We start from the raw sequence: 23,646 nt of genomic DNA, 5'->3' as shown, positions 1-23,646 counted from the left end.
TAGCCATGTCGTTCTGTGAGCCAAGGAGTTGGTAGAATGTTTTGTCTTCCTAAGACCGCTTGGCCTCCGACTTGTGTATTCGAACTGGACGACCGCGAACACCGCATTGCCCTTTACGCCGCGTACGGTCGGATTGTCGAGCTTGAGCAGCGACGTGCCATCGGGACAATTCGAGAAGAACTGACGCTCGCTGCCGGGCTTCGAGCGGTCGATGATCGGCTGGTTGTTGATGTCGTAGTAGCCGCCGGCGATGATCGTACCGCCCAGCGTATTCGCAACTATGTCGCCAGTCGTGAAAAACGATTGATACGCGAGCTTGTAGTCGATGCTGCTGCCGTCGGCAAACCGCGCGGTCAGTGTCGAGCCGACGGTCGTCTGCGCCATTGCGGCAGGATTGTCAAGCGTCGGCGCCGGCATGCTATTGAACGAGGCCGACGAGAATGCGGCGCGGGTAACGGGTGCAGCCTCGCTTGCTGTCGGCGTATCGTCGCCACCGCAGGCGGCAAGTAGCGGCGACGCGGCAAGCGCGCCGCCGAGCGGCAATATCGGGGCGCCGGCGATCAGTTTGAGTGCCTTTCGGCGCGACGAATCGAAGTGCTGGTCCATATTCTCTTGGGGGGTCCGGGTTGAAGTAGTAGCGGGTACGCCGACAGGACCGAACAAGTCCATAGCCGCCTCGGGGAAACACGAGCATGCTATGAAATGAATATGAAACTATATTGACAGCTATGAGTAATACATTAGTTTGGAAACAGAAGGCGAGCCCGCGGCGATCGGCAAGGCCGAGGCCGCTTGCGGTGCAACCCGGACCTCAGGCACCCGCCGCGATATCCGAGTGGTATCCATAACTAAAGAATGGATCGCCGGATTTCCGGTCAAGCGACTTTGCGTCGCATCTCGCTAACGGTTAGCCAAACCGCGGAGATCAGGAAGTAAATGGCGCCCACCGCCGCGTAGCCGGCTATCTTGACGATCGCTTCCGGCACTTGCGCTTGAGCCTGCGCGATAAAGAAGCCGCCCGCCAAAGCCGATTGCGCGCCGCTCAGAATCATCGCCCACTGCGCTCCGAACTCCTTCCAGCGGCGCACTGCAGTGCCGAGCTGCAGCAGCCCGGAGAGAATCGCCCAAACGCCAAACACCTGGAGCACACCGGCCATACTCCCGCGCAGCGCCACAATCACCGCCACCGTTACCGCGAGACTCACGACGACGTTGATCGCTTGCACGCGGTTTTGCACTGCTCCGCCGCTACGCGACATGTCCAGGTAGTTGGAAAGCGCATCCCATGCAGGATAGACAACGAGCAAAGCGGCCGCGATGCCGGGCTCATGCTGACCGACAACAAAGGCGAGCGCCACCCAGACGATCGAAAACGCTGCCCTTAAAAAGTAATAATGCTTTAACCAGCGCTGCCCGGCGGCGTGCGAAATATCAACGTTACGATCCATGATCCATGTTCCTGTTCGAGTCCTAAGTTACGTATTCGATACAACTGTTCGCTTACCTTATCCATTGAGGTGCGTGAGGCAGCGTGCCGTTCTGCACGACGTCATGATTGACCCATAGCGTCGCGCCCTCCGACTCCAACAGTTCATCGACCTTGTTCATCGACGCGATCGACTGAAGCGCATTCGCGTTGAACGCGGGAACGCAACGGCAACCAAAATTGCGCCGGTTGTGAGCAACATCGCCGCTCAGCAGAATGCGCCCCGCGTCCGGCAGCGTGACCAGCAGCGAGCTATGACCGGGCGTGTGCCCCGGTGTGGAGATGATGCGGACCGCGCCATCGCCGAAGACATCGTGATCACCTTCGATCCGCTCGATCTCGTTGTCGCGCAGCGACTCGTACAACTCAGGCCTGAAGCCGTAAGCGTCCGGGTTTGCACCGAACATCGCCTCGTATTCGGCCTTCTGCGCAATCCATCTCGCGCTCCTGAACAGCCGGCAATTGCCAACGTGATCGTAATGCGCATGCGAGATCGCAAGCGTACCGATTTCGTCCGGATGAACGCTTATGGCGCGCAATTGCGACGCGATCGTTCGGCTTACCGTACCGCGAATGCCGTGGGCAATGACGCGCCCTTGCGGCTCATCGATCAGATCGTCTTGCGTACCGGTATCCCACAGCATCCATTCGCCGCGATGCCTGAGCAGATAGGCGTTGCAGCTTAACGTCATCGGCTTGCCGACGTCGACGCCCGGAGAATAGATCGATGCATCGTCGACCTGCGCAACGCCGCCGTCGAGAATATAGAGTCGTTCGATTGCCGCCTGATCTTGCGTCATGATTTCCTCGCTCTCGAGCACGTCTGCCGATTGCCCGCGCACATCTTCGGTTTGAGAAGTCTGTCCACCGCTTCAGGTGCGTTCGACTGAGGACAAGTTTCGCAGGCGAATCGCTTTTGCGGTATCGGTCATTTGACCGATACCGGCGCAGGTGATCCCCACCGCTAGTCCGCTTCGTACTGCTTTGGGAAAAGGATGCCCTCCGAGACACGGCTTCCCGGTTCAACGCCTGCGCCCCAAGACACATTCCAGCCCGGCTCCGCGGCAGCGCCAAGCAAAAGTCGCAACTCGCGCATCTTGCCCGGCATCACTGGAGCCAACAGATCGGACACGCTGTATAGCGCCTCGAGCAGCGTATAGAGCACCGTACTCAACCGATCGGATGTCTCGGAATTCCTCGCGAGCAGCCATGGCGCGCTGCTCGCGACGTAGCCGTTAAGCTGGCTCACGAACTCCATGATCTGTTCCGCCGCGCGGCCCACTTTCATCTCTTCCACCAAGGCCAGAACAATGCCCGGCAACTGTCCCGCCCTCTCGATGATGGCTGTTTCGGCCCCGTCATAGGTGCGAGGTGCCGGAACCATACCGTCGCGATACTTCGTCACCATGGCCAGGGTACGCGCTGCGAGGTTGCCGAGATTGTCGGCGAGGTCGCGGTTTAGCCGCTGCTCGATCACGGCATTGCTCACTATGCCGTCAAAGCCAAAACTGACTTCGCGGACCAGCGTGTAGCGCAGTGTATCGACGCCGTACCTGTGCGCCGCTTCCAGCGGATCGACTCCGTTGCCAAGCGACTTGCTCATCTTGCGGCCATCGGCGCCAAGCAGGTGTCCGGAAACGTGCAGACGCGCGTACGGCGCGATTCCCAATGCGTGTGTCATGCCAAGCCAGAAAAGCGTATGCGTGCGCAGTATGTCTTTTCCGATCATATGCCGCACCGATGGCCAATAGTCGGCAAACGCGCGCTGGTCGGGGTAGCCCAACGGCGAAACATAGCCAAGCAAAGCGTCGAACCAGACATAGGTAATGTGCCCCGCATCCCAGGGAACGGGAATTCCCCAATCGAGGCGATCCTTGGGGCGCGAGATGCTGAGGTCACCTATCGGCTCGTCGAGAAGCTTGAGCACCTCGTTGCGATATTGCGCGGGCTGGATCAGATCCGGCCTGTCGAGAAGCAACTGGCGCATCCATTCGCGGTGCGCCTCCATGCGGAAGAAATAGTTGGGTTCGCGGCGCAATACCGGCGGTTCCTTATCTTCCGGAAGCTTGCCGTCCACCAGTTCCTTGTCTGTGACAAACCGCTCCTGCCCGACCGAGTAAAGGCCCTCATAGTCGGCAAGGTAGATTTCGCCGGCCTCGTAAAGACGCGTGAGGCACTCGGACACGACCCGGGCATGCGCAGGCGCCGTGGTACGAACGAATAGATCGGGCGCGACCGCGAGGCGCCGCCACGCTTCTTCAAACGCTCTTGCGTGGCGTTCGGCGAAAGCATGCGGAGCTTCACCGGCCTGCAGCGCCGCTTTGGCAATCTTTTCGCCATGCTCGTCGGCGCCGGTGAGCAGCAGTACCTGATGGCCGGCCGCGCGCAGGTAGCGCGCCATGATGTCCGCATGGATGCTCGCATAGGCGTGACCGAGATGAGGCCGGTCATTCACGTAGTAAATTGGCGTCGTGATGTATCGATAGCTCATTACCGCTCCAGAAAACAAAAAAGGACGCCCGTGGCGTCCTTTTTTAAAAGCAAATAGCTTTTAGCGCCCGGGAGATGACGTTCCGTGCGGCATATGCATCGACTGAGCGAAGGCTTTGAACAATTGAATTTTCATTTGACCGAATACGATGGCGAACCGGAAGATCTTCCGTATGCGATGCATCGTGCCAGCTAATCTAACGCGTGTCCAGCAGTGCCGTCGACGCGCTTGCCCATGTAGACCCGGCGCAACCGTTTTACTCCACGCGATGGTTTCGGCATAGCCTATACGCGTATACAGCGCGATATTTTCAACCCTCGCTTCGTTCGTATAAAGCTTGACAGGGTGCTCGGCGTCAAGGTCCGCCGCAACGAATGGACGGTGCGTGGCTTGAAGCGGCAGTTGGCCGAGGAGCCGCAAAACAGTTCGCTCGAACAGTGGCTCCGAAACAACCTGTCGGACGCACCGCTCGGCTCTGGTTAACTCGCCGCCCAAAGGCTACGCGCTGCCGCGAGGCGTCGTTCACCTCAGCGTCGAATCGCATCGGACCGAACGCTCGCGGCAATACTTCGCTTGCAAAAGCCTTTCATAGCTCCGTCGATTGACGCGCGCGATGCGCGCAATCCAGCAAGAATTTCGCGCGTCTGCAACAATTGCGAAGTTCGCGCCGCGCTGCTGTTTCGCATCCCGATCCAACGCCGGCTCGCCGCCCCCGCCACTTCCTGCAGAGCCCGGTTTTGTCCGCACACGACCCCGCCCCCAATCCGATCCGCGTCGCGGATCAATCGATGTCCACTGGCCTGCGCTTCGCGCTCGTCGCCATCATGCTGTCGGTCTCGCTCGCGTCGATCGACACCGCGATTGCCAACACCGCGCTACCCGCTATCGGCGCCGATCTGCACGCGAAGCCAGCCGCATCGGTGTGGATCATCAACGCGTATCAGCTCGCGATGGTCTCGACGCTGCTGCCGCTCGCCGCGCTCGGCGACATCATCGGCCATCGGCGCGTATACATCAGCGGCATTGCGCTCTTCACGGCGGCGTCGCTGGGCTGCGCGCTGTCGCCGACCCTGCCGTTCCTGGCGGTCGCGCGCGTTGCGCAGGGCGTCGGCGCCGCGGCGATCATGGGCGTCAATTCGGCATTGATTCAATCGCTCTATCCGCCGCATCGGCTCGGGCGCGGGCTCGGCCTGAACGCGCTCGTCGTCGGCGTCTCGTTTGCCGCGGGGCCGACCGTCGCTTCATTGATCCTTTCGGTGGCTAACTGGCCGTGGCTTTTCGCGGTCAACGTGCCGCTCGGCATCCTCGCCATTTCGTTTGCGCTGCCAGGCTTGCCGAACACCGCGCGTGGCAAGCACCAGTTCGATCCCGTCGCGGCGGTGCTCAATGTCGTCATGTTTGCCGCGCTGATCTTCGCGCTCGCGGAAGCCACGCAGCGCGCGTCGGCGCATGTCGTGCTGATAGCGGCCGCGATTGCGCTCGTGTTCGGGGCCTTGATGGTGAAGCGCGAAGCAGGACACCCGGCGCCGATGCTGCCTGTCGATCTGTTCAAGCGGCCTGTGTTCGCGCTTTCAGCAGTGACGGCCGTCTGTTCGTTCGCCGCGCAAGGGCTCGCGTTCGTGTCGCTGCCGTTTTATTTCGAAACGGTTCTGCAGCGCAGCCAGGTTGAAACGGGGTTTCTGATGACGCCGTGGTCGGTAGTCGTGGCGCTCGCGGCGCCGTTCGCCGGCCGGATGTCCGACCGCTATCCGCCGGGCCTGCTCGGCGCGATCGGGCTTGCGGTGTTGAGCGCAGGAATGGTGTCGCTCGCGTTGCTGCCGCCGCACCCGTCGGTGCTCGACATCACGCTACGCATGTGTGTATGCGGTGCGGGCTTCGGCTTTTTCCAGTCGCCGAATCTGAAGGCGATCATGGCGAGCGCGCCGCGCGAGCGCAGCGGCGGCGCCAGCGGCATCATCGCAACCGCGCGTCTGCTCGGACAGACCACGGGCGCCGCGCTGGTCGCGTTGAGCTTCGGTATTGCCGGCCGTCACGGACCGACGCTGGCGCTCGCGACTGGCGCCGTGTTCGCGGGCGCCGCGAGCATCGTCAGCGGCTTGCGGCTCTTCGCGCCTTCACATCGCGCAAAGCAACGCGAAGGCGTTGCCGGGCCGCAGCCGCACGCACAAACTGCGGCGCCCGTAGAACCAGGCGGTCAGCGCGCAAAATAGCTCTTTACCGCGGCGATAAACGTATCGATATCGGCACGCGAAACATCCATGTGCGTGACGAAGCGCGACGCGTACAGCATCTGCGTGAGGATGCCGCGCTCTTTCAGGAACGCTTCGAGCGGCGCGCAATGCTCGTGCGGCATCTGCGCGAACACCATGTTCGTCGCCTGCGATTGAATTTTGATCGCGCCGATCTGCGCAAGGCCGGCGGCCAGATGCGCGGCATTGTCGTGATCTTCGGCGAGACGCTCGACGTTATGTTCGAGCGCATAGAGGCAAGCGGCCGCAAGTACGCCCGCTTGCCGCATGCCGCCGCCGAGCACCTTGCGCCAGCGATGCGCGCTCTCGAGCAGCGCCTTGCTGCCGACGAGCACCGAACCGACCGGCGCACCCAGCCCCTTCGAAAAACAGATCGACACCGAGTCGAACGGCGCGCATAGGGCCTCGATCGGCTTTTGCGACGCCACCGCGGCGTTGCACACGCGCGCGCCGTCCAGATGCGTCGCGAGGCCGCGATCGCGCGCGAACTGCGTCGCCTCGGCGACATATCCCGCGAGCAACACCTTGCCGCCGATCGTGTTTTCCAGCGCCAGCAATCGCGTGCGCGCAAAGTGATCGTCGATCGGCTTGATCGCCGCCGCGATCTTGTCGAGCGGCAACGAACCATCGAGCGCGTTTTCGATAGGCTGCGGCTGGATGCTGCCGAGCACAGCCGCACCGCCGCCTTCGTATTTGTACGTGTGCGCGGCCTGGCCCACGATATATTCGTCGCCGCGCGCGCAATGCGCCATCAACGCCGCGAGGTTGCTTTGCGTGCCGCTCGGAAAGAACAGTCCGGCCTCCTTGCCGGCGCGCTCGGCGACGGTTGCCTGCAGGCGCAGGACGGTCGGGTCGTCGCCCCAGACGTCGTCGCCGACCTCGGCGGACGCCATGGCGGCGAGCATGGCCTTGCCCGGCCGGGTAACGGTATCGCTGCGCAAATCGATCATGGACTTTTCCTGTAAGGATGGCGGAAGTCGCGGCGCGCACCGGGCGCCGCGAACATGACTTGAATGCGCGAGTGTATCAACTCTTAACGACGCGAACCGGACGCGAGACGATGCGGTTCGTGAAGAAACGGGTGCCGCCTAACGCGGCAACCATGCAAGCGGATCGGCGGGGCGGCCGTCCTGGCGCACTTCGAACTGGATCGATCCGACATTGTTGCTGTCCTGGCCGGCCTCGGCCACCGGCTGCCCTTGCGTGACGGCGTCGCCTTCCTGCACGAGCAGCTTGCTGTTCTGGCCGTAAGCGGTAATCAGCGAGTCGTTGTGCTTGATGATGACGAGCGGACCGTACGCGGGAATGCCGGTGCCCGCATAGACGACGCGACCCGCGGCGGCCGCTCTGACCGTTTCGCCGACGCGCGCGCCGATCACGATGCCGTTCGTCTTGCCGGGCACGAAGCGCTTCAGTATCGGACCGCGCAGCGGCCATGCAAGGATGCCCTGCTGCGCCGCCGCCGACGAAGGCGGCTGCGGCGCGCCGACCGGCGGCACCGCGGCCGCGCCCGGCGTGAGCGAAGGCGGCGACACGCGCAGCACTTGCCCCGGCGTGACCGACGTTTCCATGTTCATGCCGTTCCAGCTCGCGAGGTCTTGCGGACGCTGGCCGAACGCGCCGGCGATGCTTTGCAACGTATCGCCGGGATTCACGCGGTAGAACCCTGCCGGGACACCGGTCGACGCCGCACCGCCGGTCGCCGAGCGCGTGCCGATCGTGGTTGGCGGCGGATTGCTTTCCCACGGCGACGTGAACGAGGAGCACGCGCAGAGCAACGTCGCCAGGGAAAAAACGGAAGCTCGCAGAATCCAGACTTGCCTATGTGCGGTATGCCACTTGCCGGTCATTTTTATAATCCTCGACACGGTCGGAAACGAACGTTGAAAAGCCATTATGCCGTCGCTTGACGGCCATCGTCACGCGCGGCGGCGCACGAACTTCGTGAACTTTGGCGGTGTCGCTGTCAGGCGTTCCTGCATGCCTGCCGCGCATTCGCCGCGCGGCTCGCGCGATGCCCGCCCTGCATTCGCACTTTCCGTTCCCGCTCCGCGCTCGCATTTCCCGGGCGCGTCAAAAACGTCGAAAACGTCGCGGACATCGCGGACGCCGCGGACGTCGAACGACGATCGATCCGCTCGGCTAGCCTCGCTCATCCGGCCTTCTGCGCGGAAACTATCGTTTGCATTGCAGATCAATTACCCATCGCATCCGACCGCGAAGCGTCACATCGCTTTGCAGGCCGTTTTGCAGCGCTATACGCTGCCTTCCGATTCGACAACGAGAATACGCGCCTCGCCCACCGGGTGCGCGACATGTTCGGTGCCGGTCGACGCATGGAACACGTCCCCAGTCTCGAGCATGGTCGTCTGCTCGACACCGTTTTCGCGGTACCGCATCTCGACGCGGCCATCGAGCACGGCGAATACCTCTTCCCCGTCGTTGATATGCCACTTGTATGGTTGATCGGTCCAGTGCAAGCGCGTCGTGATGCCGTTCATGTTCGCGATATCGAGCGCACCCCACGGGCGTTCCGCGGTAAAGCCGCGGCTGCGGATAATCTTCATGGTAGCCACGCCTGACGATGATGTTGCGGGCCCGGACATTATAGGGCCGCAAAGGTCGGCGCCCGCGGCATCCGGATTCGTGCGACCATTGCTTCCACACGCCGCTCGCCTATACTGGATCAGGCTGCCGCAATGCACAGCGGGCGAGCAAGCCGCCGCAACGTCCTGTCCATGAGGAGTTCGAGCATGAACAAAGCCATGTTTCTGGCTGTGCAGCTCAGCGTCGACGAGGTTGCGTCGTCGCCCAGTCTCGTCGAACTGTTGAACACGCATCTCGTGTTCGCAGCGGATGTCGCCGAGGCGGCCGACGCGCTCGTGCAGCTTGCCAGCGTGTCGCGTCTCTCGAGCGGCGTCGAGGCGACCGTCGAAATTTCCGCAGTTGCGATCGAACGTCTGCGCGATGCGCTCGATACCTTGAGCGGCTACGACGAATCGTGGCTCTTCGCACTCGAACCGAGCCAGGCGCTATTCGACGAAATCACGCGCCCACAGCGCACATTGCACTGACACGCCGCCTCATCCGGCCCGTTTGAACCAGAAGTCTCCTTACGTTGCAGCATCGACCAATTAGTTAGCTATCCGCACGAATATGGAGGTGATGCCTTGAAGCTGCTTCTGAACCGTCGCCGCACCGTGCCCACCGATGGCATCGCGCATCTCGTGCGCATCGATCGAAGCGCGTCGATATCGGCCGACGCGATCGCCGACGCGCCTGTGCACGATGCGCGGTCCGCTTCGTCTACTTCGTCCGGCCATACGGCCGAACGGCCCGTGCGGCCGGTGGCGACCTTGCACCCGATGCCCGCAATGCCGTCGCAAGCGAACGGGCGCATCGCGCACTTCGCCGATCCGGGAGAGATCGAGTGGCTCGCCGAGGCCGGCGCGCTGACGCCGTTTCGCGTGTTTCGCGCGTTCGATTATTCGGCGAGTCTGCTGTTTCACGCGAAGGAGTTGAAGTACTACGTTGCGCTGTATCAGGACGGCACACCGTGGCGCGCATTGAGAGCGAACGACCTCGATGCGGCACAAGGCATCTTCTACCAGTTCGAGCAGCAGGCAATGCGTCTTGCCGACGGGCAGACGCGCCGCGCGCAACTCGAAGCGCAAAACGAGCAGTTGACGAAGCTGATCGCGCAATCGGAAGCGCAGGCCGAGCAGTTGCGCAAGGCGCTGCAGCGATCGGCAACCCAGGAGCAGGCGGTAACGAGCCGCCAGCATCAGGTGCGCCGCGAGGTCGCGCAACTCGAAGCGCAGCGTGTCGCGGCGCAAGCGCAATTGAACAAGGTGCACCGGCAGATCCATCAACTCGATCTGGCCGCGCACGATGGCGTGCCGCATCTGACGAATCGCTAGCGCGGCCGGCGCGCAAGCCGACGTACAGGCTTGCATGCGCACGTGCGAAAACACTCCAGCACAACACATGCGTACATGAAAAACGCCGGCCAGATTACGCCGGCCGGCGTTCGTTCTTCATTCTGCTTCAGCGGCGCGGCGGCATTTCGGTCGCCGCGCCGATCACTTCCGCGCTCGGGTTCAATGGCCCGCTTGCGACGTGCCGATTTCTTGCACACCGTAGCCGCTCGTATCGCCGCGCGCGACGGCGTGTTGCGCACGCTGCGCTTGCAGACGCGCTTCGGCTGCCTGAATGTTGCGCGGATAATCCTGGCGGTCGCTCAGCGGGTCATAGCCGACGTTCTCCAGCGCGATCAGTTCGCCACGCACTTGCGCGCGTGTCACCGGCTGGCTCGACTGCGCGGACTGCGCGAACGATGCAACAGGTGCGGCGAGAAGCGTAGCAACGAGCACCGCGGGAATGAGCTTTTTCATGACTTATAACCTCCGAGACTTCATTTTTAGGTGTGCCGGGAACGTGAAGTTCGGGGCGTTGAATAAAGTCTACGGAAGGGTGCGACTAGGGTAAATACCTAGTCTGTCGATACAGCATTCCTATTTACGCAATAATTGCGTCGTCAAACAATGTTTTTTGTTATCTCATAATTTGGAACGCAACAATGATCGCCTCAAAGTGGCCGCCAGGAAAAACAACGGGGCCACTCGTCAGTGGCCCCGCCGTCTTCGCGCTTGCGCGTCGAAGCAAACGCGAATGATCGAACCCGTCGCCCTCTACGCCCATTCGGCGTGGAAGCTGCCCGGCTTGTCGATGCGCTCGAACGTATGCGCACCGAAGAAGTCGCGCTGCGCCTGCACGAGATTGGCCGGCAGACGCTCGGAGCGATAGCCGTCGAAGTACGCAATCGCCGACGAGAACGCCGGCACCGGCACACCCGCTGCCACTGCCGCCGTCACGACATCGCGCAAAGCGCCCTGATAGTTCGCCGCGATATCGCGGAAGTACGGGTCGAGCAGCAGGTTCGCCAACGCCTTGTCCTTCGTATAAGCATCGGTGATCTTCTGCAGGAAGCGCGCGCGGATGATGCAGCCGGCCCGGAAAATCTTCGCGATCGTGCCGTAGTCGAGATCCCAGTCGTACTCTTCGGACGCCGCGCGCAGTTGCGCGAAGCCCTGCGCGTACGAAATCACCTTGCTGAAGTACAGGGCGCGCCGCACCGATTCGATAAACGCTTCGCGGTCGCCGGCGAACGGCTTCGTCTTCGGCCCCTCGAGCACCTTGCTCGCGGCCACTCGCTGGTCCTTCAGCGACGACAGCACGCGCGCAAACACGGCTTCGGTAATCAGCGGCAGCGGCGCGCCGAGGTCGAGCGCGTTCTGGCTCGTCCACTTGCCCGTGCCCTTTTGCGCGGCGCGGTCGAGAATGATGTCGACCAGATCCTTGCCCGTCGCGTCGTCTTTCTTGCTGAAGATCTTCGACGTGATTTCGATCAGATAGCTGTCGAGCTCGCCCTTGTTCCATTCGGTATAGACGCGGCCCAGCTCCTCGTTCGAGAGGCCCAGCACCTGCTTGAGCACCGCGTAGCTCTCTGCGATCAATTGCATATCGCCGTATTCGATGCCGTTGTGCACCATTTTCACGAAGTGGCCCGCACCGTCCGGCCCCATGTAGGCGACGCACGGCTCACCGTCGTCGGGCGCCTTCGCGGCGATTTCGGTGAGGATCGGCGCGACGAGGTCGTACGCGTCGCGCTGGCCGCCCGGCATGATCGACGGGCCTTTCAATGCGCCTTCCTCGCCGCCCGAGACGCCCGTGCCGATGAAATGCAGCCCCGCTTTCGCGAGATCCTGGTTGCGGCGAATCGTGTCGGTGAAGTGTGTGTTGCCGCCGTCGATCAGAATGTCGCCTTTCTCGAGCAGCGGCTGCAGCGCGGCGATCGTCGCGTCGGTCGGCGCGCCGGCCTTGACCATGAGCAGGATGCGGCGCGGCTTTTCGAGCGACGCGACGAATTCTTCCATCGTGAAAGTCGGCACGAGTTTGCGGTCGGGAAACTCGGCGATCAGCTCGTCGGTTTTCTCGCGCGTCCGGTTGAATACGGAAACCGCGTGACCGCGGCTTTCGATGTTGAGCGCCAGATTGCGGCCCATGACCGCTAGCCCCACTACGCCGATTGCCTGTTTGCCCATGTGAGTTCTCCAGATTTCCGGGTGACGTCAAGCCGCGCGGACCTGCGTTGCGTGCAAGGCGCGCGCGGCGTCAAGGATGAAAGGATAAAAGAAATGCTCAAGCTGCGTTCAGATTGCCGCATCCGGCACGGCGCACGCGCCTCGGCCGCTGCGTGAGACTTGCGCCATGCATCAGCGTTTCCGGAACACGAGACTGAAGTTGTTCGCAGGCATCGCGATCGGCTCGTCGCACGCGAACCCGGCCGCATCGGCAAGCTGCACGACCGTCTCCATGTCGCGCACACCCCATGCCGGGTTGCGGTTCTTCAGGTGCTGATCGAATGCTTCGTTCGACGGCGACGTATGCGCGCCGCCGCGCCGGTACGGGCCATACAGGAAGAGCACCGCGCCGCGCTCGCCGAGCACACGCGACGCGCCGTCGATCAGCGCTTCGGTGGCCGCCCACGGCGAGATATGAATCATGTTGAGGCAAAGCAGCGCTTGCGCGGTATCGATGCCCCACGTTGTGCGGCAAACGTCGAGATCGAGCGGCGGCCGGATATTCGTCAGACCGCTGAGCGCCGTCCACGCCTCGATCGACGCGCGCGCACCCGGGTCCGCGTCGCTCGGCTGCCAGTCGACGCCAGGAAACGCTGCGGCAAAATGAATCGCATGCTGGCCCGTGCCGCTCGCGATTTCGAGTACGGTGCCGCGTGGCGGCAAGACCGTGCGCAGCACGGCGAGAATCGCGTCGCGATTGCGCTCGGCCGACGGCGAGTGCTCGCGCAAATCGGCGGACCGGTGAGTCGAATCGGTGGAGGTCATAGCTGTCTTGCCCCGTGAGGTGGGTTCGATATGCGTCAGTAGAGGCTCGTGCGCAGTCTTTCCACGAGGTCGCGATCGTAGGCGTCGGCATCGAATGACGGGCCGTTCAGGCGTCGATGGATCTCGCCGGCGCTCGGCAGCTGCGTACGCTCGACGTGGCGCGACGGATCCCACAGTTTCGAGCGCACGAGCGCCTTCGAGCAGTGAAAGTAGACCGCATCGATATCGACGATCAGCACGGTGCGAGGCCGTTTGCCGTTCACTGCAAAGCTGTCGAGCCATTCGCCGTCGATGCTGATGCGCGCGCGGCCGTTCACGCGCAGCGTCTCGCCGACGCCCGGCACGATAAACAGCAGGCCGACCTGCGGATTCGCGACGATATTGCGCAGACTGTCGATGCGGTTATTGCCGATGCGGTCCGGTATCGCAAGCGTGCGGTCATCGACGATCCGCACGAAGCCCGGCGCATCGCCGCGCGGCGAGCAGTCGAGCCCGTCGGGACCGCTCGTCGCAAGCATGACGAGCGGCGCGTGCTCGATAAACGCACGATAGTCTTCGTTGACGAACGTGATTTCCTTGCGCACCGAGCGTTCGTGCGGCGAACCGTAAATCGCTTCGAGTGCTTCGATCGTCGTCAGCGTCGACATCGTTCCGTCTCCATGTTTGCGTGGTGCCGTTACGGCGTTTCTGTTGCGTCGTTCCCGCAAAGATCGCTGCGTCTCAAGTGCTTGCGAGCCGCGCCGCGAGCGCGGTCAAGGTTTCGCTGCACGGCGCCGCGATTTTCAGCGTCAGCAACGGATCCGCACGCGTGAGCCCGAGGTTGATCGCGGCAATCGGCTTGCCCTTCTGCCGAGCCCAGACGCAAAAGCGATAACCCGAATACACCATCAGCGACGAACCGACGACCAGCAAGGCATCCGCTTCATCGAGCGCGCGTGCCGCCGCGTCGACGCGCTCGCGCGGCACGCTCTCGCCGAAGAACACCACCGACGGTTTGAGCAGACCGCCGCAATGCGTGCACGCCGGCACACGGAACGAATCGAGTGCGTGCCATTCGAGATGCGCATCGCCGTCCGCGGCCGGTTCGGCTTGCGCTTCGAGCAACGCCGGATTTTCCGCTTCGAGTATCTGTTGAATCGACGCGCGCGCATGCTGCGCACCGCAATCGAGACACGTCACCGCACCGATGCTGCCGTGCAGTTCGATCACCCTGCTGCTGCCGGCGCGCTGATGCAATCCGTCGACGTTTTGCGTGACGAGCGCCGTGATATGCCCCGCCGCCTCGAGCCGCGCGAGCGCGCGATGCGCCGCGTTCGGCTGCGCCTCGCCGACGACCGGCCAGCCGACCATGCTGCGCGCCCAATAGCGGCGGCGCGAGGCATCGGCGCCGAGAAACTCCTGCAGCGTGATCGGCGGCGAGCGCTTCCATTGGCCGTTTTCGTCGCGATAGCCCGGAATGCCGGAGTCGGTGCTGATGCCGGCGCCCGTCAGCACGAACAGGCGCGGATAGCGCGCGACGAAGTCGTGCAGCGCGTGGAGAGTGTCGGATTCGATAGGTGGGGCGGCAAGTTCTGTCATAAAGCGCAGCTGCAGAGCTAAACGCAAAGCAAAAGGCAAACCGAGCACGAACAGGGCACGGCGTTCAAACCGCGCGAGTCAGGCTTGCAAACGCTATCGCACATGCACTATCGCGCACCGCTGCCATGCCGCTTCTGCCACGCGGCGAGCGCGGCGCGATAGCGCTCCAGCGCCTCATTGTACAGATCGAACACACAGGGATCGCAGCCGCTGCGGCAGCAGTCGTCGGCGCAGGGACGAACGGGCGGCTCGGGCGGCGGGTCGTCTTGCGCTGCCGGCGCCGCCTTGCGTCGGGACTTGCGAACCTGATCACCGGCCCTCGCGTTCACGCCGCCCCTCACCCGCGACCGACAAACGGCATCTTGCTCGCCATGATCGTCATGAACTGCACGTTCGCCGACAGCGGCAAATCCGCCATATGCAGCACCGCATCGGCCACATGTTCGACATCCATCAGCGGTTCGACGGCCACCTGCCCGTTCGCCTGGGGTACGCCCCTGGCCATGCGCGCGGCCATCTCGGTCGCGGCGTTGCCGATATCGATCTGCCCGCAGACAATGTCGTACGGACGTCCGTCGAGCGAAACAGACTTCGTGAGCCCGGTGATCGCATGCTTCGTCGCCGTGTAGGCGATGCTGTACGGACGCGGCGCATGCGCGGAGATCGAGCCGTTGTTGATAATGCGCCCGCCGCGCGGCATTTGCGCTTTCATCATCGCGAAGGCGGCGCGCGTGCAGAGGAACACGCCAGTGAGATTCGTATCGACGACAGCCCGCCAGTCTTCGATGGCGAGCGCGTCGATCTCGACCGGCGGCGCACCGCGTCCCGCATTGTTGAACAGCACGTCGAGCCGCCCGTAGCGCACGCGGATCGCGTCGAACAGCGCGGCGACGCCGTCCGCATCGGCCACATCGCACGCCTGCGCCAACGCGTCGAAGCCGCCCGCGAGCGCCTCGGCCGCCAGTTCGTCGAGCGGCTGCTGCCGGCGGCCCGTCAGCACGACGCTATAGCCATGTTCGAACAGCTTGCGCGCCGTCGCGCGGCCGATGCCGCTGCCCGCGCCGGTGACGAGCGCCACCTTGCCGACCGCGGTTTGCCGGATTTCCGGTGCATCCTGCGCACCGAACGCCATCTGTGCTTCGCGGACATCGTCCGCGCTATGTTCAGCCACTGTGGCCTCCTTCGGTTGAGCACGCGGTGCTCGACTGATGCATCGATCATGCGCGCCGCGCACGACGGAACACAATTCGCGCACGGCCTTGCCGCGATGCATGCGTGGTTGACGCGCAAAGCGTTTTACGGGAAAAACGCCTCGCGCATGTTTGCGCCGCCCCGGTTCGCGAATTGATTGCCGCTTACCCGGGGGCGCCGACGAAGCACATGATCACCGATCCGCACGCGCTGCGCAGTCTCGCCGGCAACGCAAGAAGAAGCAACGCGCATGCGCGGCAAGTACACGGTTCATCGCCCCCCCGCCTGCGCTACATGCGTTTGCGGATCAACCCGTAAATAACGAGCAGCACGATCGCGCCGATCACCGACGCGATCCACCCCGCGCCCTGCCCCGGCTGATACCACCCGGCGGCACGCCCGATGTAGCCCGCGATCAGCGAGCCCGCGATGCCGAGGATGATCGTCATGATGAGACCCATCTTGTCGTCGCCAGGTTTGATCGCGCGCGCAATCAGTCCGACGACCAAACCGACGATCAACGTACCGATGAATGAAAGCATATGCACCTCCCTCTTTGATGAAGGCCACCTGTCGTGGCCAAATGGCACGGCGTGCCGTGAAACAATCGGTTAGCGCGTCCGCATACGGAATCTATACGCGGAAATCGGCGGCAAAGTCTTCATCGGTGCGCGCGTCGAGCGCGCCGCTGCGGCATGCTCTCACGAATGCATCGTAGTCGCGCTCGACCTGGTCCGCATAGGCAGAAGCGTACTGGGCGAGCGCCTCGGCGAACTGGTCGTTGCGTCCGATGTAGGCGGCGATCTCAATCGCCTTGCCGCTCGCTTTCGCATGCGCTCGCGCAAGCGCCCAGCCGCATACGCGTGCATAGCCGGCAAGCAGTTCGGCATCGACGAGTTCGACGTTCAGCGACAGCTTCATGTCGAGCAATTGCCGCACATAAAGCGGACGCCCGCCAGGGCCCGTGGCCCAGCCGAGAAAAATATCGCTGGCCGCCTGCAGCATCTGCTGCCCGCGCACGACGCGCTCGCCTTCGTGACGCGGCTCCTTCGACTTGAAGTAGCGCGCGACGACGGAAGGCCGCGCCTCCTTCGCCTGCAGGAAAAGCGGCCTGCCGGCCGCATCGGTCGCGAGCAGCACGAGGCAGCGCGTGCCGACGCTGCCGACGCCGACGACCTTGAACGCGAGATCCTGAATGGTGAACCGCTCGAGCAGTTCGCGCCGGTCGGGCGGCAACGTGTGCAGATAGTCGGCGTAGACAGGGTCGACGAGCTTGTTCCAGTCGCCGAGACGAAACCAGTCGTCGTCATGCGCAAACAGCGTGTTCGCGCCGTGCACATGAAACAGGCCGGGCGGCATATCGCGCATCGCGAAGCGGTCGCCGACGCGCTCCGCGATCTTGTCGAGCATGCTGTCGTGCGTGCGGGCCGCCGCCTTTTCCATGCCGCGGCGAATCCGGCGACGCCCTTCGGGCGTCAACGCGGCTTCGATCATGCGATCGAACGTAATGCGCTCGTACCAGAGTTCGAGCGTGCCGGACTGCGCATATTGCGCCATGCGGTCGCGGTACTGCAGCACCGCCGACATCGCCGTATCGTGCGCCGCGCCGCGGCTGAATCCGAGTTGACGCGCCGCGACCGTAAAGCTCGCCACGAGGCGCTTCAGATCCCATTCGAACGGGCCGTGCGCGGTTTCGTCGAAATCGTTGACGTCGAAAATCAGGTGCCGCTCAGGCGTTGCGAAGCCGCCGAAGTTCAACAGGTGGCTATCGCCGCAGATCGGCTGCACGAGCGACGTGTGCGGCAGCTGGCCCAGATCGTGCGCCTGCAGGATCGCGCTGCCGCGAAAGAAGGCGAGCGGCGACGCGGCCATGCGGCCGTAGCGCAGCGGCACGAGCCGCTCGATGCGGCCGGCGCTGCTTTGCGCAAGCAGTTCGAGCGGGTCGCGGCGGATCTCGCCGACTGTGCGATGGCTCGAGCGTTTCGAGTGCTCGCGTGCGGTCCGGCCGGCGGCTTCCCGTTCCGCGATGGTGCTGCCCTCCATGCGCCTCTCCGTTCTTGTTGATCGACGTGCCGCGGATAGCCATTGAATGAAGCCTGTGGAATTCTAGCAACAATCGCTCTGGCAACAGCGTTGGCTAACCATCTTTGACAAACCTGAGCTTGAACCGCGCACACACGCAGTGCAGTACGATGCAAGAACGATAACCGTCACCGAGGCATCAGCCACACCCATGGAGCAGTGCAACATGTCGATCGAAGTCGGTACCGCGTCATGGACGGACGCCACGCTGATCAAGTCCGGCAAGTTCTATCCGAAGGGCTGCACGAGCGCCGAGGCGCGGCTGCGCTTTTACGCCGAACATTTTCCGATGGTCGAAGTCGATGCGTCGTACTACGCGATGCCGAGCGCGGCCAATAGCGCGCTGTGGGCGCAACGCACTCCCACGGGCTTCACGTTCAACATGAAGGCGTTCCGGCTCTTTACCGGGCACCAGACCGAGCCGAAGTTCTTCCCGCCCGATATCCAGCAGGCGCTGCCGAAAACGGGCAAAAAGAACCTTTATTACCGGGACATTCCGCCCGATATCATCGACGAGCTATGGGCGCGCTTTTTTGAAGCGCTCGAGCCGTTGCGCGCGGCCGGCAAGCTCGGCGCGGTGCTGTTCCAGTTCGCGCCGTGGATCACCACCGCGTCGCGCGACAAGGCGCATGTCGCGCATTGCGCGGACCGCATGGCGCCTTATCTGACCGCGTTCGAGTTTCGCAACGCAAGCTGGTTCGACGATCGGCACCGCGCCTCGACGCTCGCATTCGAACGCGAGCGTGGGCTCGTGCATGTGATCATGGATGCGCCCGACGTGACGACGCGTGCGCATACCGTGTGGGAGGTCACGTCGCCGCGGCTCGCGATCGTGCGTTTGCATGGCCGCAACGCCGAGACATGGTCGGGCAGCACGACCGCGTCCGGGCGCTTCAATTACGACTACAGCGATGAAGAACTCGAAGAGCTGATCATCCCGATTCGCGAGATCGGGAAACGAGCGGACCGCACCGACGTCGTGTTCAACAACTGCTTCGAAGACTCGGCACAACGCAACGGGTTGACGATGATGCGGCTGCTCGGGCAGCGTTATGCGGGGTCCGGATCCGGCTTCGAGTTTGGATGAGGCGCCGCAGGCTTGCCTGCGCCGTACCCATCAGATTGCCGACGGAACGGCGCGCGCTGCTACGGCGCTACGGCGCGTTATTGCGTTCCGGCGCCCGACGCACCTGATGGCGCCGCCGCGCCGTTCGTGTGCTCGCCGTTCGTGTGTTGATTGATCCACTGGTCGAGCGACGTCGGTCCAGACGGCGTCGTGCCAGGCGCATTCGGAGCCGGCGCCGCCGAACCGGACATCGACACGCCCGCGGCCGTGCCGCTCGCAGCTGCCGCGCCCTGCGCATTCTGCGCCCCGGCCGCCGCACCAGGCGGCGACAAGAGCGGCGGCACCGACGCGCCTTGGGGCGCGACGATCTGCGGCGGCTCGACGTCGCGCGGCTCAGCCGATGCGGACGCAACAGGCGCGGGCGCTGCGGGTGCGGCCGGCGTAGCAACCGTCGCCGGCGCCCGGCGCGGCGCGCGCGGCGTCTCCTTCTGCGGCGCGGGCTTGTTGTCCGCACCGAACAGACGCCCCCACCACGTACTCAGCGTCGCACGCAGCGAATCGAACACACCCGTCTGCTTCTCCTCGACGAACTTCGCACGCGGATCGATGAGCCGCGAACGCAGCGCGCGCTGGAAGAAATCGCCGACGAGCGGCAGCGCGCTATGCGCGCCCTGCCCCCAGTAATCGCTGCGCAGCGTCACACGGCTGTCGTTGAAGCCGACCCACGCGCCCGCCACCAGTTGCGGATGCATGAGGATGAACCAGCCGTCGGCATCGTCCTGCGTCGTGCCCGTTTTGCCCGCCACGTCCCCGCGAATGCCGAAGCGCGTGCGGATCGCGCTGCCCGTCCCTTTGTCGACCACGTCGCGCATCACGTCGAGCAGCGTCTGCGCGGCGGCCGGCGGCAATGTCTGCTCGGGCCGCGCGGGGCGGAATTGCGCGAGCACGTGGCCGTCGCGATCTTCGATCTGCGTGACGAACATCGGCGGAATATAGGCGCCGCGGTCAGCGATCGTGCTGTACGCCGATACCATTTCCTTCAGCGTGACCGGGCTCGTGCCGAGCGCAAGCGACGGCACGGCGTCGAGCCGGCTGTCGCGCACGCCCATCGAATAGGCGAGCCGCGCCACCTTCGACGGCCCCACTTTTTCCATCAGCTGCGCGGTGATGCGGTTCTTCGAATAGGCGAGCGCGTCGCGCAGCGTGACTGGCCGGCCGCTTGGCGGCGTATCGTCGTTCGGTTTCCAGATTTCGCCGCCCGCCAGCGTGATTTCGACGGGCTGATCGACGAATGTGTCGTCGGGCTTCGCGCCGTTTTCGAATGCCGCGCCATACACAAACGGCTTGAACGTCGAGCCCGGCTGGCGCCGCGCCTGCTGCACGTGATCGTACTGATCGTCGCTGAAATCGCGGCTGCCCACATAGGCCTTGATCTCGCCGTCGCGCGGATCGATGGCGATGAACGCCGCCTGTACGCGCGTCTTGTCATCGCACAGCGACTGCATCAGGTGACGGTCCGATTCGACCTGTTTGAGCGCAACGTCGTCGGCGAGGCCCGACTGCCTGGCCGCGCGATACTCGGGCGTCTCGCGCACGAACGCAGTGAACACGTCCTGATGCGCCGAACACGCGTGACGCGTGCCCCACACCGAATTCGCCACCGATTGCAGCTGGTTGCCCTGCCAGACCAGCGCCTGTGTCGCCATCGTCTGCAGGCGCGAATCGAGCGTCGTGCGAACAATCAGGCCGTCCGAATAGATGTTGTAGTCGTTCGCGTCGGCCCACGCGATCAGCCACTTGCGCAACTGCTGCGCGAAATGCGGCGCCGGGCCCGGCGGCTCCGTCTGGCGCTCGAAATCGACGCCGAGAGGACGGCGCTGCAGCGTCTGAAACGCAGCCGGAGTAAGCCGTTGATACTTCACCATCTGCGCGAGCACGATATTGCGGCGCTGCAACGCGCGCTCAGGATTGATCACCGGGTTGTAGTAGCTGTTGCCCTTCAGCATGCCGATCAGCGTCGCGCTTTCGATCACCGTGAGGTCGTGCGCCGATTTGTCGAAATAGGTACGCGCGGCCATTTCGATGCCGTACGCGTTGTACAGGAACGGCACCGTATTCAGATAGGTTTCGAGAATCTCGCTCTTCGTATAGACCGCTTCGATCTTGAAGGCCGTGATCGCTTCCTTGATCTTGCGCGTGAGCGTCGGCGCGCGGCCGATTTCGTCGGGATACAGATTGCGCGCGAGTTGCTGCGTGATCGTCGAGCCGCCCTGGCGATCGCCCGAAAACGTATGCAGCGCGGCCGACGCCGTGCGCTTGAAATCGATGCCGTGGTGCTCGTAGAAGCGATGGTCTTCGGTCGAGATCAGCGCGTCGATCACGTGCGGCGACACATCCTGCAGCTTCACCCATTCGCGGTTCGACGGTTTGAATGTCGCAAGCAGCTTGCCGTCCGCCGAAAACACCTGGGCCGGCTGCTCGACTTTCGCCTTGCGGATGTCGCCGATGCCGGGCGTGAACGGAATCAGGATCAGCACGTACAGCAGCATCAGCGCCGGCACCGCGGCGACCGTCAGCGCGACGCCGCGCCGCGTCGGATGACGCACGCGCTCGAGCGCACGTATCGCGTAGGGCTTGAGGAAGTCGAGCAGCGTCGCGCAGAAACTACGGACGAACGGCGCGATGGGTCGTTTCACGCAGGCTTACCGTCGGCAGAAAAGGCTGCATCGTACCAAACCAGCGCGCATATGCCCGCGTTTTTGCGTTGAAACGACGGTCGCAACACGTGCGGCATGCGCAAAAACGAAAACAGCCGCCCCAAGGCGGCTGTGATTCGGCACGGTGCGCGCAGACGGCTAACGATCAGGCATTCGCGCTGACTACCGAGCGCTTCGGCGTCACCACCGACACGACGAACGTCACGACGATGTTCGCCGCCAGCGCGATCAGGCCGATATAAAGCGGCCAGCTCGCATCGCCGACATGCAGCGTGAACACCGGCTTCAGACCTTGCGACATCGCGAGCCCCGTGCCGAGCACGATGCCGACGAGCCAGCCGAAGAACAGGCCCGGCGTATTGAGGCGCCGCGTATACAGCGTGAAGACGATGGCCGGGAAGATCTGCAGAATCCACACGCCGCCGAGCAGTTGCAGGTCGATCGCGTATTGCGTCGGCAGGAACACGATAAACAGCAGCGCGCCGAACTTCACGACGAGCGACACGAACTTGGCTGTCGACGCTTCCTGCGCAGGCGCCATGTTCGGCGACACGAGCGGACGCCACAGGTTGCGCGTGAACAGGTTCGCCGCGCCGATCGACATGATCGCGGCCGGCACGAGCGCGCTGATCGCGATCGCGGCCGCGGCGAAGCCGACGAACCACGACGGGAACAGCGTGCCGAACAGCGTCGGCACGACGTCCGAAGGCGACTTCACGTGGATGCCGGCGGCGATCGCCATATAGCCGAGCAACGCGATCAGGCCGAGCAGCAGCGTGTACGCGGGCAGGAAGATCGCATTCTTGCGCACCGTCTGCGGCGACGACGACGACAGCACGGCCGTCATCGTGTGCGGGTACATGAATGCGGCAAGCGCCGAGCCCAACGCGAGCGATGCATACGCGGTGAACTGCGTCGGTTTCAGGATGATGCCGGTCGCGCCGCCCTTCGCCTTGAAGAACGTATCGGCCGCATCGAACACCTGACCGTAGCCGCCGAGCTTCTGCGGAATCAGCCAGACTGCCGCGATCACTACGATGTAGATCATGATGTCCTTGACGAACGCGATCATCGCCGGCGCACGCAGACCGCTCGTGTACGTGTAGAGCGCGAGAATCACGAACGCGATGACGAGCGGCAGTTCGCCCGATACGCCGAGGCCCTTGATCACGACCTGCATGCCGACGAGCTGCAGCGCGATATACGGCATCGTCGCGACGATGCCGGTCAGCGCGACCGCCGCCGGGAACCACTTGCCGCCGTACTCGCCGTGCACGTAGTCGGCTGCCGTGATGTGGTTTTTCGCATGGGCGATTTTCCATAGTTTCGGCATCACCGCGAACACGAACGGATAGACGATGATCGTGTATGGCAGCGCGAAGAAGCCGTACGCGCCGACCGAGTAGACGAGCGCGGGCACCGCGATCACCGTGTAAGCGGTATAGAAGTCGCCGCCGACGAGGAACCACGAGATGATCGTGCCGAACTGGCGGCCGCCGAGGCCCCACTCGTGCAGTTGCGTGAGATCGCCGCGCTTCCAGCGCGCGGCGAGGAAGCCGACCACGGTAACGAGCACGAAGAAGGCGATGAAGACGGTCATCGCAACCGGGTTGACGGGGTTCAGGTCGCTCATCGGATACCTCGGTAGACGACGTAGATCAGCAGCGACGTGAGCGGAACCCACAGGAACTGATACCAGTAGAAGAACGGAAAGCCGGCGAAAGATGGGCGCGTGTCGTTATAGAAAGGCAACCACAACAGCGCGATATAGGGGATCAGCAATATGAGCCACAGCCATGAACGGCCGGCCTGATCTGATGGTTCCACGATTGTCCCTCTTGATTTATATAGGAAAAACGATTTTTCCCCGCGTCGGCG

Annotated in this window: 22 protein-coding genes and 1 pseudogene; 4 read left to right on the top strand and 19 right to left on the bottom strand. The window is 63.5% G+C overall.

Going from position 1 to position 23,646, the window contains the following annotated elements; genetic code table 11:
- From QYH69_RS31880 to metG, 4 genes and pseudogenes are all read right to left on the bottom strand, one after another.
- Positions 1–606: pseudogene (locus tag QYH69_RS31880) on the bottom strand (hypothetical protein); the annotation flags it as partial.
- Positions 607–875: 269 nt separating this feature from the next.
- A complete protein-coding gene (locus QYH69_RS31875) occupies positions 876–1,451 on the bottom strand; it encodes a DUF308 domain-containing protein (protein WP_374992542.1) in 576 nt (191 codons plus the stop codon).
- A gap of 49 nt (positions 1,452–1,500) precedes the next feature.
- Positions 1,501–2,286 (bottom strand): N-acyl homoserine lactonase family protein, encoded by a 786-nt coding sequence (locus tag QYH69_RS31870; protein ID WP_308835647.1) that lies wholly within the window; start codon positions 2,284–2,286, stop codon positions 1,501–1,503.
- A 164-nt stretch (positions 2,287–2,450) separates the two neighbouring features.
- Positions 2,451–3,977, bottom strand: coding sequence for a methionine--tRNA ligase (metG, locus tag QYH69_RS31865; RefSeq protein ID WP_308835646.1), 1,527 nt, complete (start codon positions 3,975–3,977; stop codon positions 2,451–2,453).
- 788 nt (positions 3,978–4,765) lie between these two features.
- On the opposite strand from metG, the gene QYH69_RS31860 reads away from it, so the two are divergent.
- The gene (locus tag QYH69_RS31860; RefSeq protein WP_308835645.1) at positions 4,766–6,187 is read left to right on the top strand and encodes an MFS transporter; all 1,422 of its coding nucleotides are present in this window, start codon (positions 4,766–4,768) and stop codon (positions 6,185–6,187) included.
- Here the strand turns inward: QYH69_RS31860 and ltaE are convergent.
- The 3 genes from ltaE to QYH69_RS31845 form a co-directional block, all read right to left on the bottom strand.
- Complete coding sequence (gene ltaE / locus QYH69_RS31855; protein ID WP_308835644.1) at positions 6,172–7,176, bottom strand: low-specificity L-threonine aldolase; 1,005 nt, start codon at positions 7,174–7,176, stop codon at positions 6,172–6,174. The genes QYH69_RS31860 and ltaE overlap by 16 nt on opposite strands.
- A 138-nt stretch (positions 7,177–7,314) precedes the next feature.
- On the bottom strand, positions 7,315–8,076 hold the full coding sequence (locus QYH69_RS31850) for a peptidoglycan DD-metalloendopeptidase family protein (protein ID WP_308835643.1): 762 nt from the start codon (positions 8,074–8,076) through the stop codon (positions 7,315–7,317).
- Between the two features lie 405 nt (positions 8,077–8,481).
- Positions 8,482–8,793, bottom strand: a complete 312-nt coding sequence (locus QYH69_RS31845) for a cupin domain-containing protein (protein ID WP_308835642.1) — start codon at positions 8,791–8,793, stop codon at positions 8,482–8,484.
- 186 nt (positions 8,794–8,979) lie between these two features.
- On the opposite strand from QYH69_RS31845, the gene QYH69_RS31840 reads away from it, so the two are divergent.
- Positions 8,980–9,300 carry a hypothetical protein gene (locus QYH69_RS31840; RefSeq protein WP_308835641.1) on the top strand — a complete coding sequence of 107 codons (321 nt, stop codon included), beginning with the start codon at positions 8,980–8,982 and terminating at the stop codon, positions 9,298–9,300.
- Positions 9,301–9,396: 96 nt separating this feature from the next.
- On the top strand, positions 9,397–10,146 hold the full coding sequence (locus QYH69_RS31835) for a DUF2968 domain-containing protein (protein WP_308835640.1): 750 nt from the start codon (positions 9,397–9,399) through the stop codon (positions 10,144–10,146).
- Positions 10,147–10,326: 180 nt separating this feature from the next.
- Here QYH69_RS31835 and QYH69_RS31830 read toward each other — a convergent pair whose 3' ends face one another.
- From QYH69_RS31830 to QYH69_RS31790, 9 genes are all read right to left on the bottom strand, one after another.
- A complete protein-coding gene (locus QYH69_RS31830; RefSeq protein WP_308835639.1) occupies positions 10,327–10,620 on the bottom strand; it encodes a DUF4148 domain-containing protein in 294 nt (97 codons plus the stop codon).
- A 297-nt stretch (positions 10,621–10,917) separates the two neighbouring features.
- Entirely contained in the window at positions 10,918–12,330 is a 1,413-nt protein-coding gene (gene gndA, locus QYH69_RS31825; RefSeq protein ID WP_308835638.1) for an NADP-dependent phosphogluconate dehydrogenase, read from the bottom strand.
- A gap of 171 nt (positions 12,331–12,501) precedes the next feature.
- Positions 12,502–13,134 (bottom strand): DUF938 domain-containing protein, encoded by a 633-nt coding sequence (locus tag QYH69_RS31820; RefSeq protein WP_308835637.1) that lies wholly within the window; start codon positions 13,132–13,134, stop codon positions 12,502–12,504.
- 35 nt (positions 13,135–13,169) lie between these two features.
- Positions 13,170–13,781, bottom strand: coding sequence for a pyridoxamine 5'-phosphate oxidase family protein (locus tag QYH69_RS31815; RefSeq protein WP_308835636.1), 612 nt, complete (start codon positions 13,779–13,781; stop codon positions 13,170–13,172).
- 73 nt (positions 13,782–13,854) lie between these two features.
- Entirely contained in the window at positions 13,855–14,712 is an 858-nt protein-coding gene (locus QYH69_RS31810; protein ID WP_308835635.1) for an NAD-dependent protein deacetylase, read from the bottom strand.
- A 107-nt stretch (positions 14,713–14,819) separates the two neighbouring features.
- Positions 14,820–15,041 carry an oxidoreductase-like domain-containing protein gene (locus QYH69_RS31805; RefSeq protein ID WP_308835634.1) on the bottom strand — a complete coding sequence of 74 codons (222 nt, stop codon included), beginning with the start codon at positions 15,039–15,041 and terminating at the stop codon, positions 14,820–14,822.
- Between the two features lie 8 nt (positions 15,042–15,049).
- The gene (locus tag QYH69_RS31800; RefSeq protein ID WP_374992541.1) at positions 15,050–15,844 is read right to left on the bottom strand and encodes an SDR family oxidoreductase; all 795 of its coding nucleotides are present in this window, start codon (positions 15,842–15,844) and stop codon (positions 15,050–15,052) included.
- 349 nt (positions 15,845–16,193) lie between these two features.
- On the bottom strand, positions 16,194–16,445 hold the full coding sequence (locus tag QYH69_RS31795; RefSeq protein WP_308835633.1) for a GlsB/YeaQ/YmgE family stress response membrane protein: 252 nt from the start codon (positions 16,443–16,445) through the stop codon (positions 16,194–16,196).
- Positions 16,446–16,536: 91 nt separating this feature from the next.
- Positions 16,537–17,946 carry a DUF2252 domain-containing protein gene (locus QYH69_RS31790; protein WP_308835632.1) on the bottom strand — a complete coding sequence of 470 codons (1,410 nt, stop codon included), beginning with the start codon at positions 17,944–17,946 and terminating at the stop codon, positions 16,537–16,539.
- Positions 17,947–18,151: 205 nt separating this feature from the next.
- Here QYH69_RS31790 and QYH69_RS31785 point away from each other — a divergent pair, with 205 nt between their 5' ends.
- Complete coding sequence (locus QYH69_RS31785) at positions 18,152–19,072, top strand: DUF72 domain-containing protein (protein WP_308835631.1); 921 nt, start codon at positions 18,152–18,154, stop codon at positions 19,070–19,072.
- Positions 19,073–19,149: 77 nt separating this feature from the next.
- On the opposite strand, the gene QYH69_RS31780 is transcribed toward QYH69_RS31785, so the two are convergent.
- The 3 genes from QYH69_RS31780 to QYH69_RS31770 form a co-directional block, all read right to left on the bottom strand.
- Complete coding sequence (locus QYH69_RS31780) at positions 19,150–21,747, bottom strand: penicillin-binding protein 1A (protein WP_374992539.1); 2,598 nt, start codon at positions 21,745–21,747, stop codon at positions 19,150–19,152.
- Between the two features lie 166 nt (positions 21,748–21,913).
- Positions 21,914–23,401 (bottom strand): monocarboxylate uptake permease MctP, encoded by a 1,488-nt coding sequence (gene mctP / locus QYH69_RS31775; RefSeq protein ID WP_308835630.1) that lies wholly within the window; start codon positions 23,399–23,401, stop codon positions 21,914–21,916.
- Complete coding sequence (locus QYH69_RS31770) at positions 23,398–23,595, bottom strand: DUF3311 domain-containing protein (RefSeq protein ID WP_075161110.1); 198 nt, start codon at positions 23,593–23,595, stop codon at positions 23,398–23,400. The genes mctP and QYH69_RS31770 overlap by 4 nt, the downstream gene beginning before the upstream one ends.
- Between the last annotated feature and the right edge of the window lie 51 nt (positions 23,596–23,646).

Origin of the sequence: Paraburkholderia sp. SARCC-3016 (genome assembly GCF_031119615.1) — a bacterium.
GTDB lineage: Bacteria > Pseudomonadota > Gammaproteobacteria > Burkholderiales > Burkholderiaceae > Paraburkholderia.
This window is presented reverse-complemented; position numbering and strand designations above follow the sequence as displayed.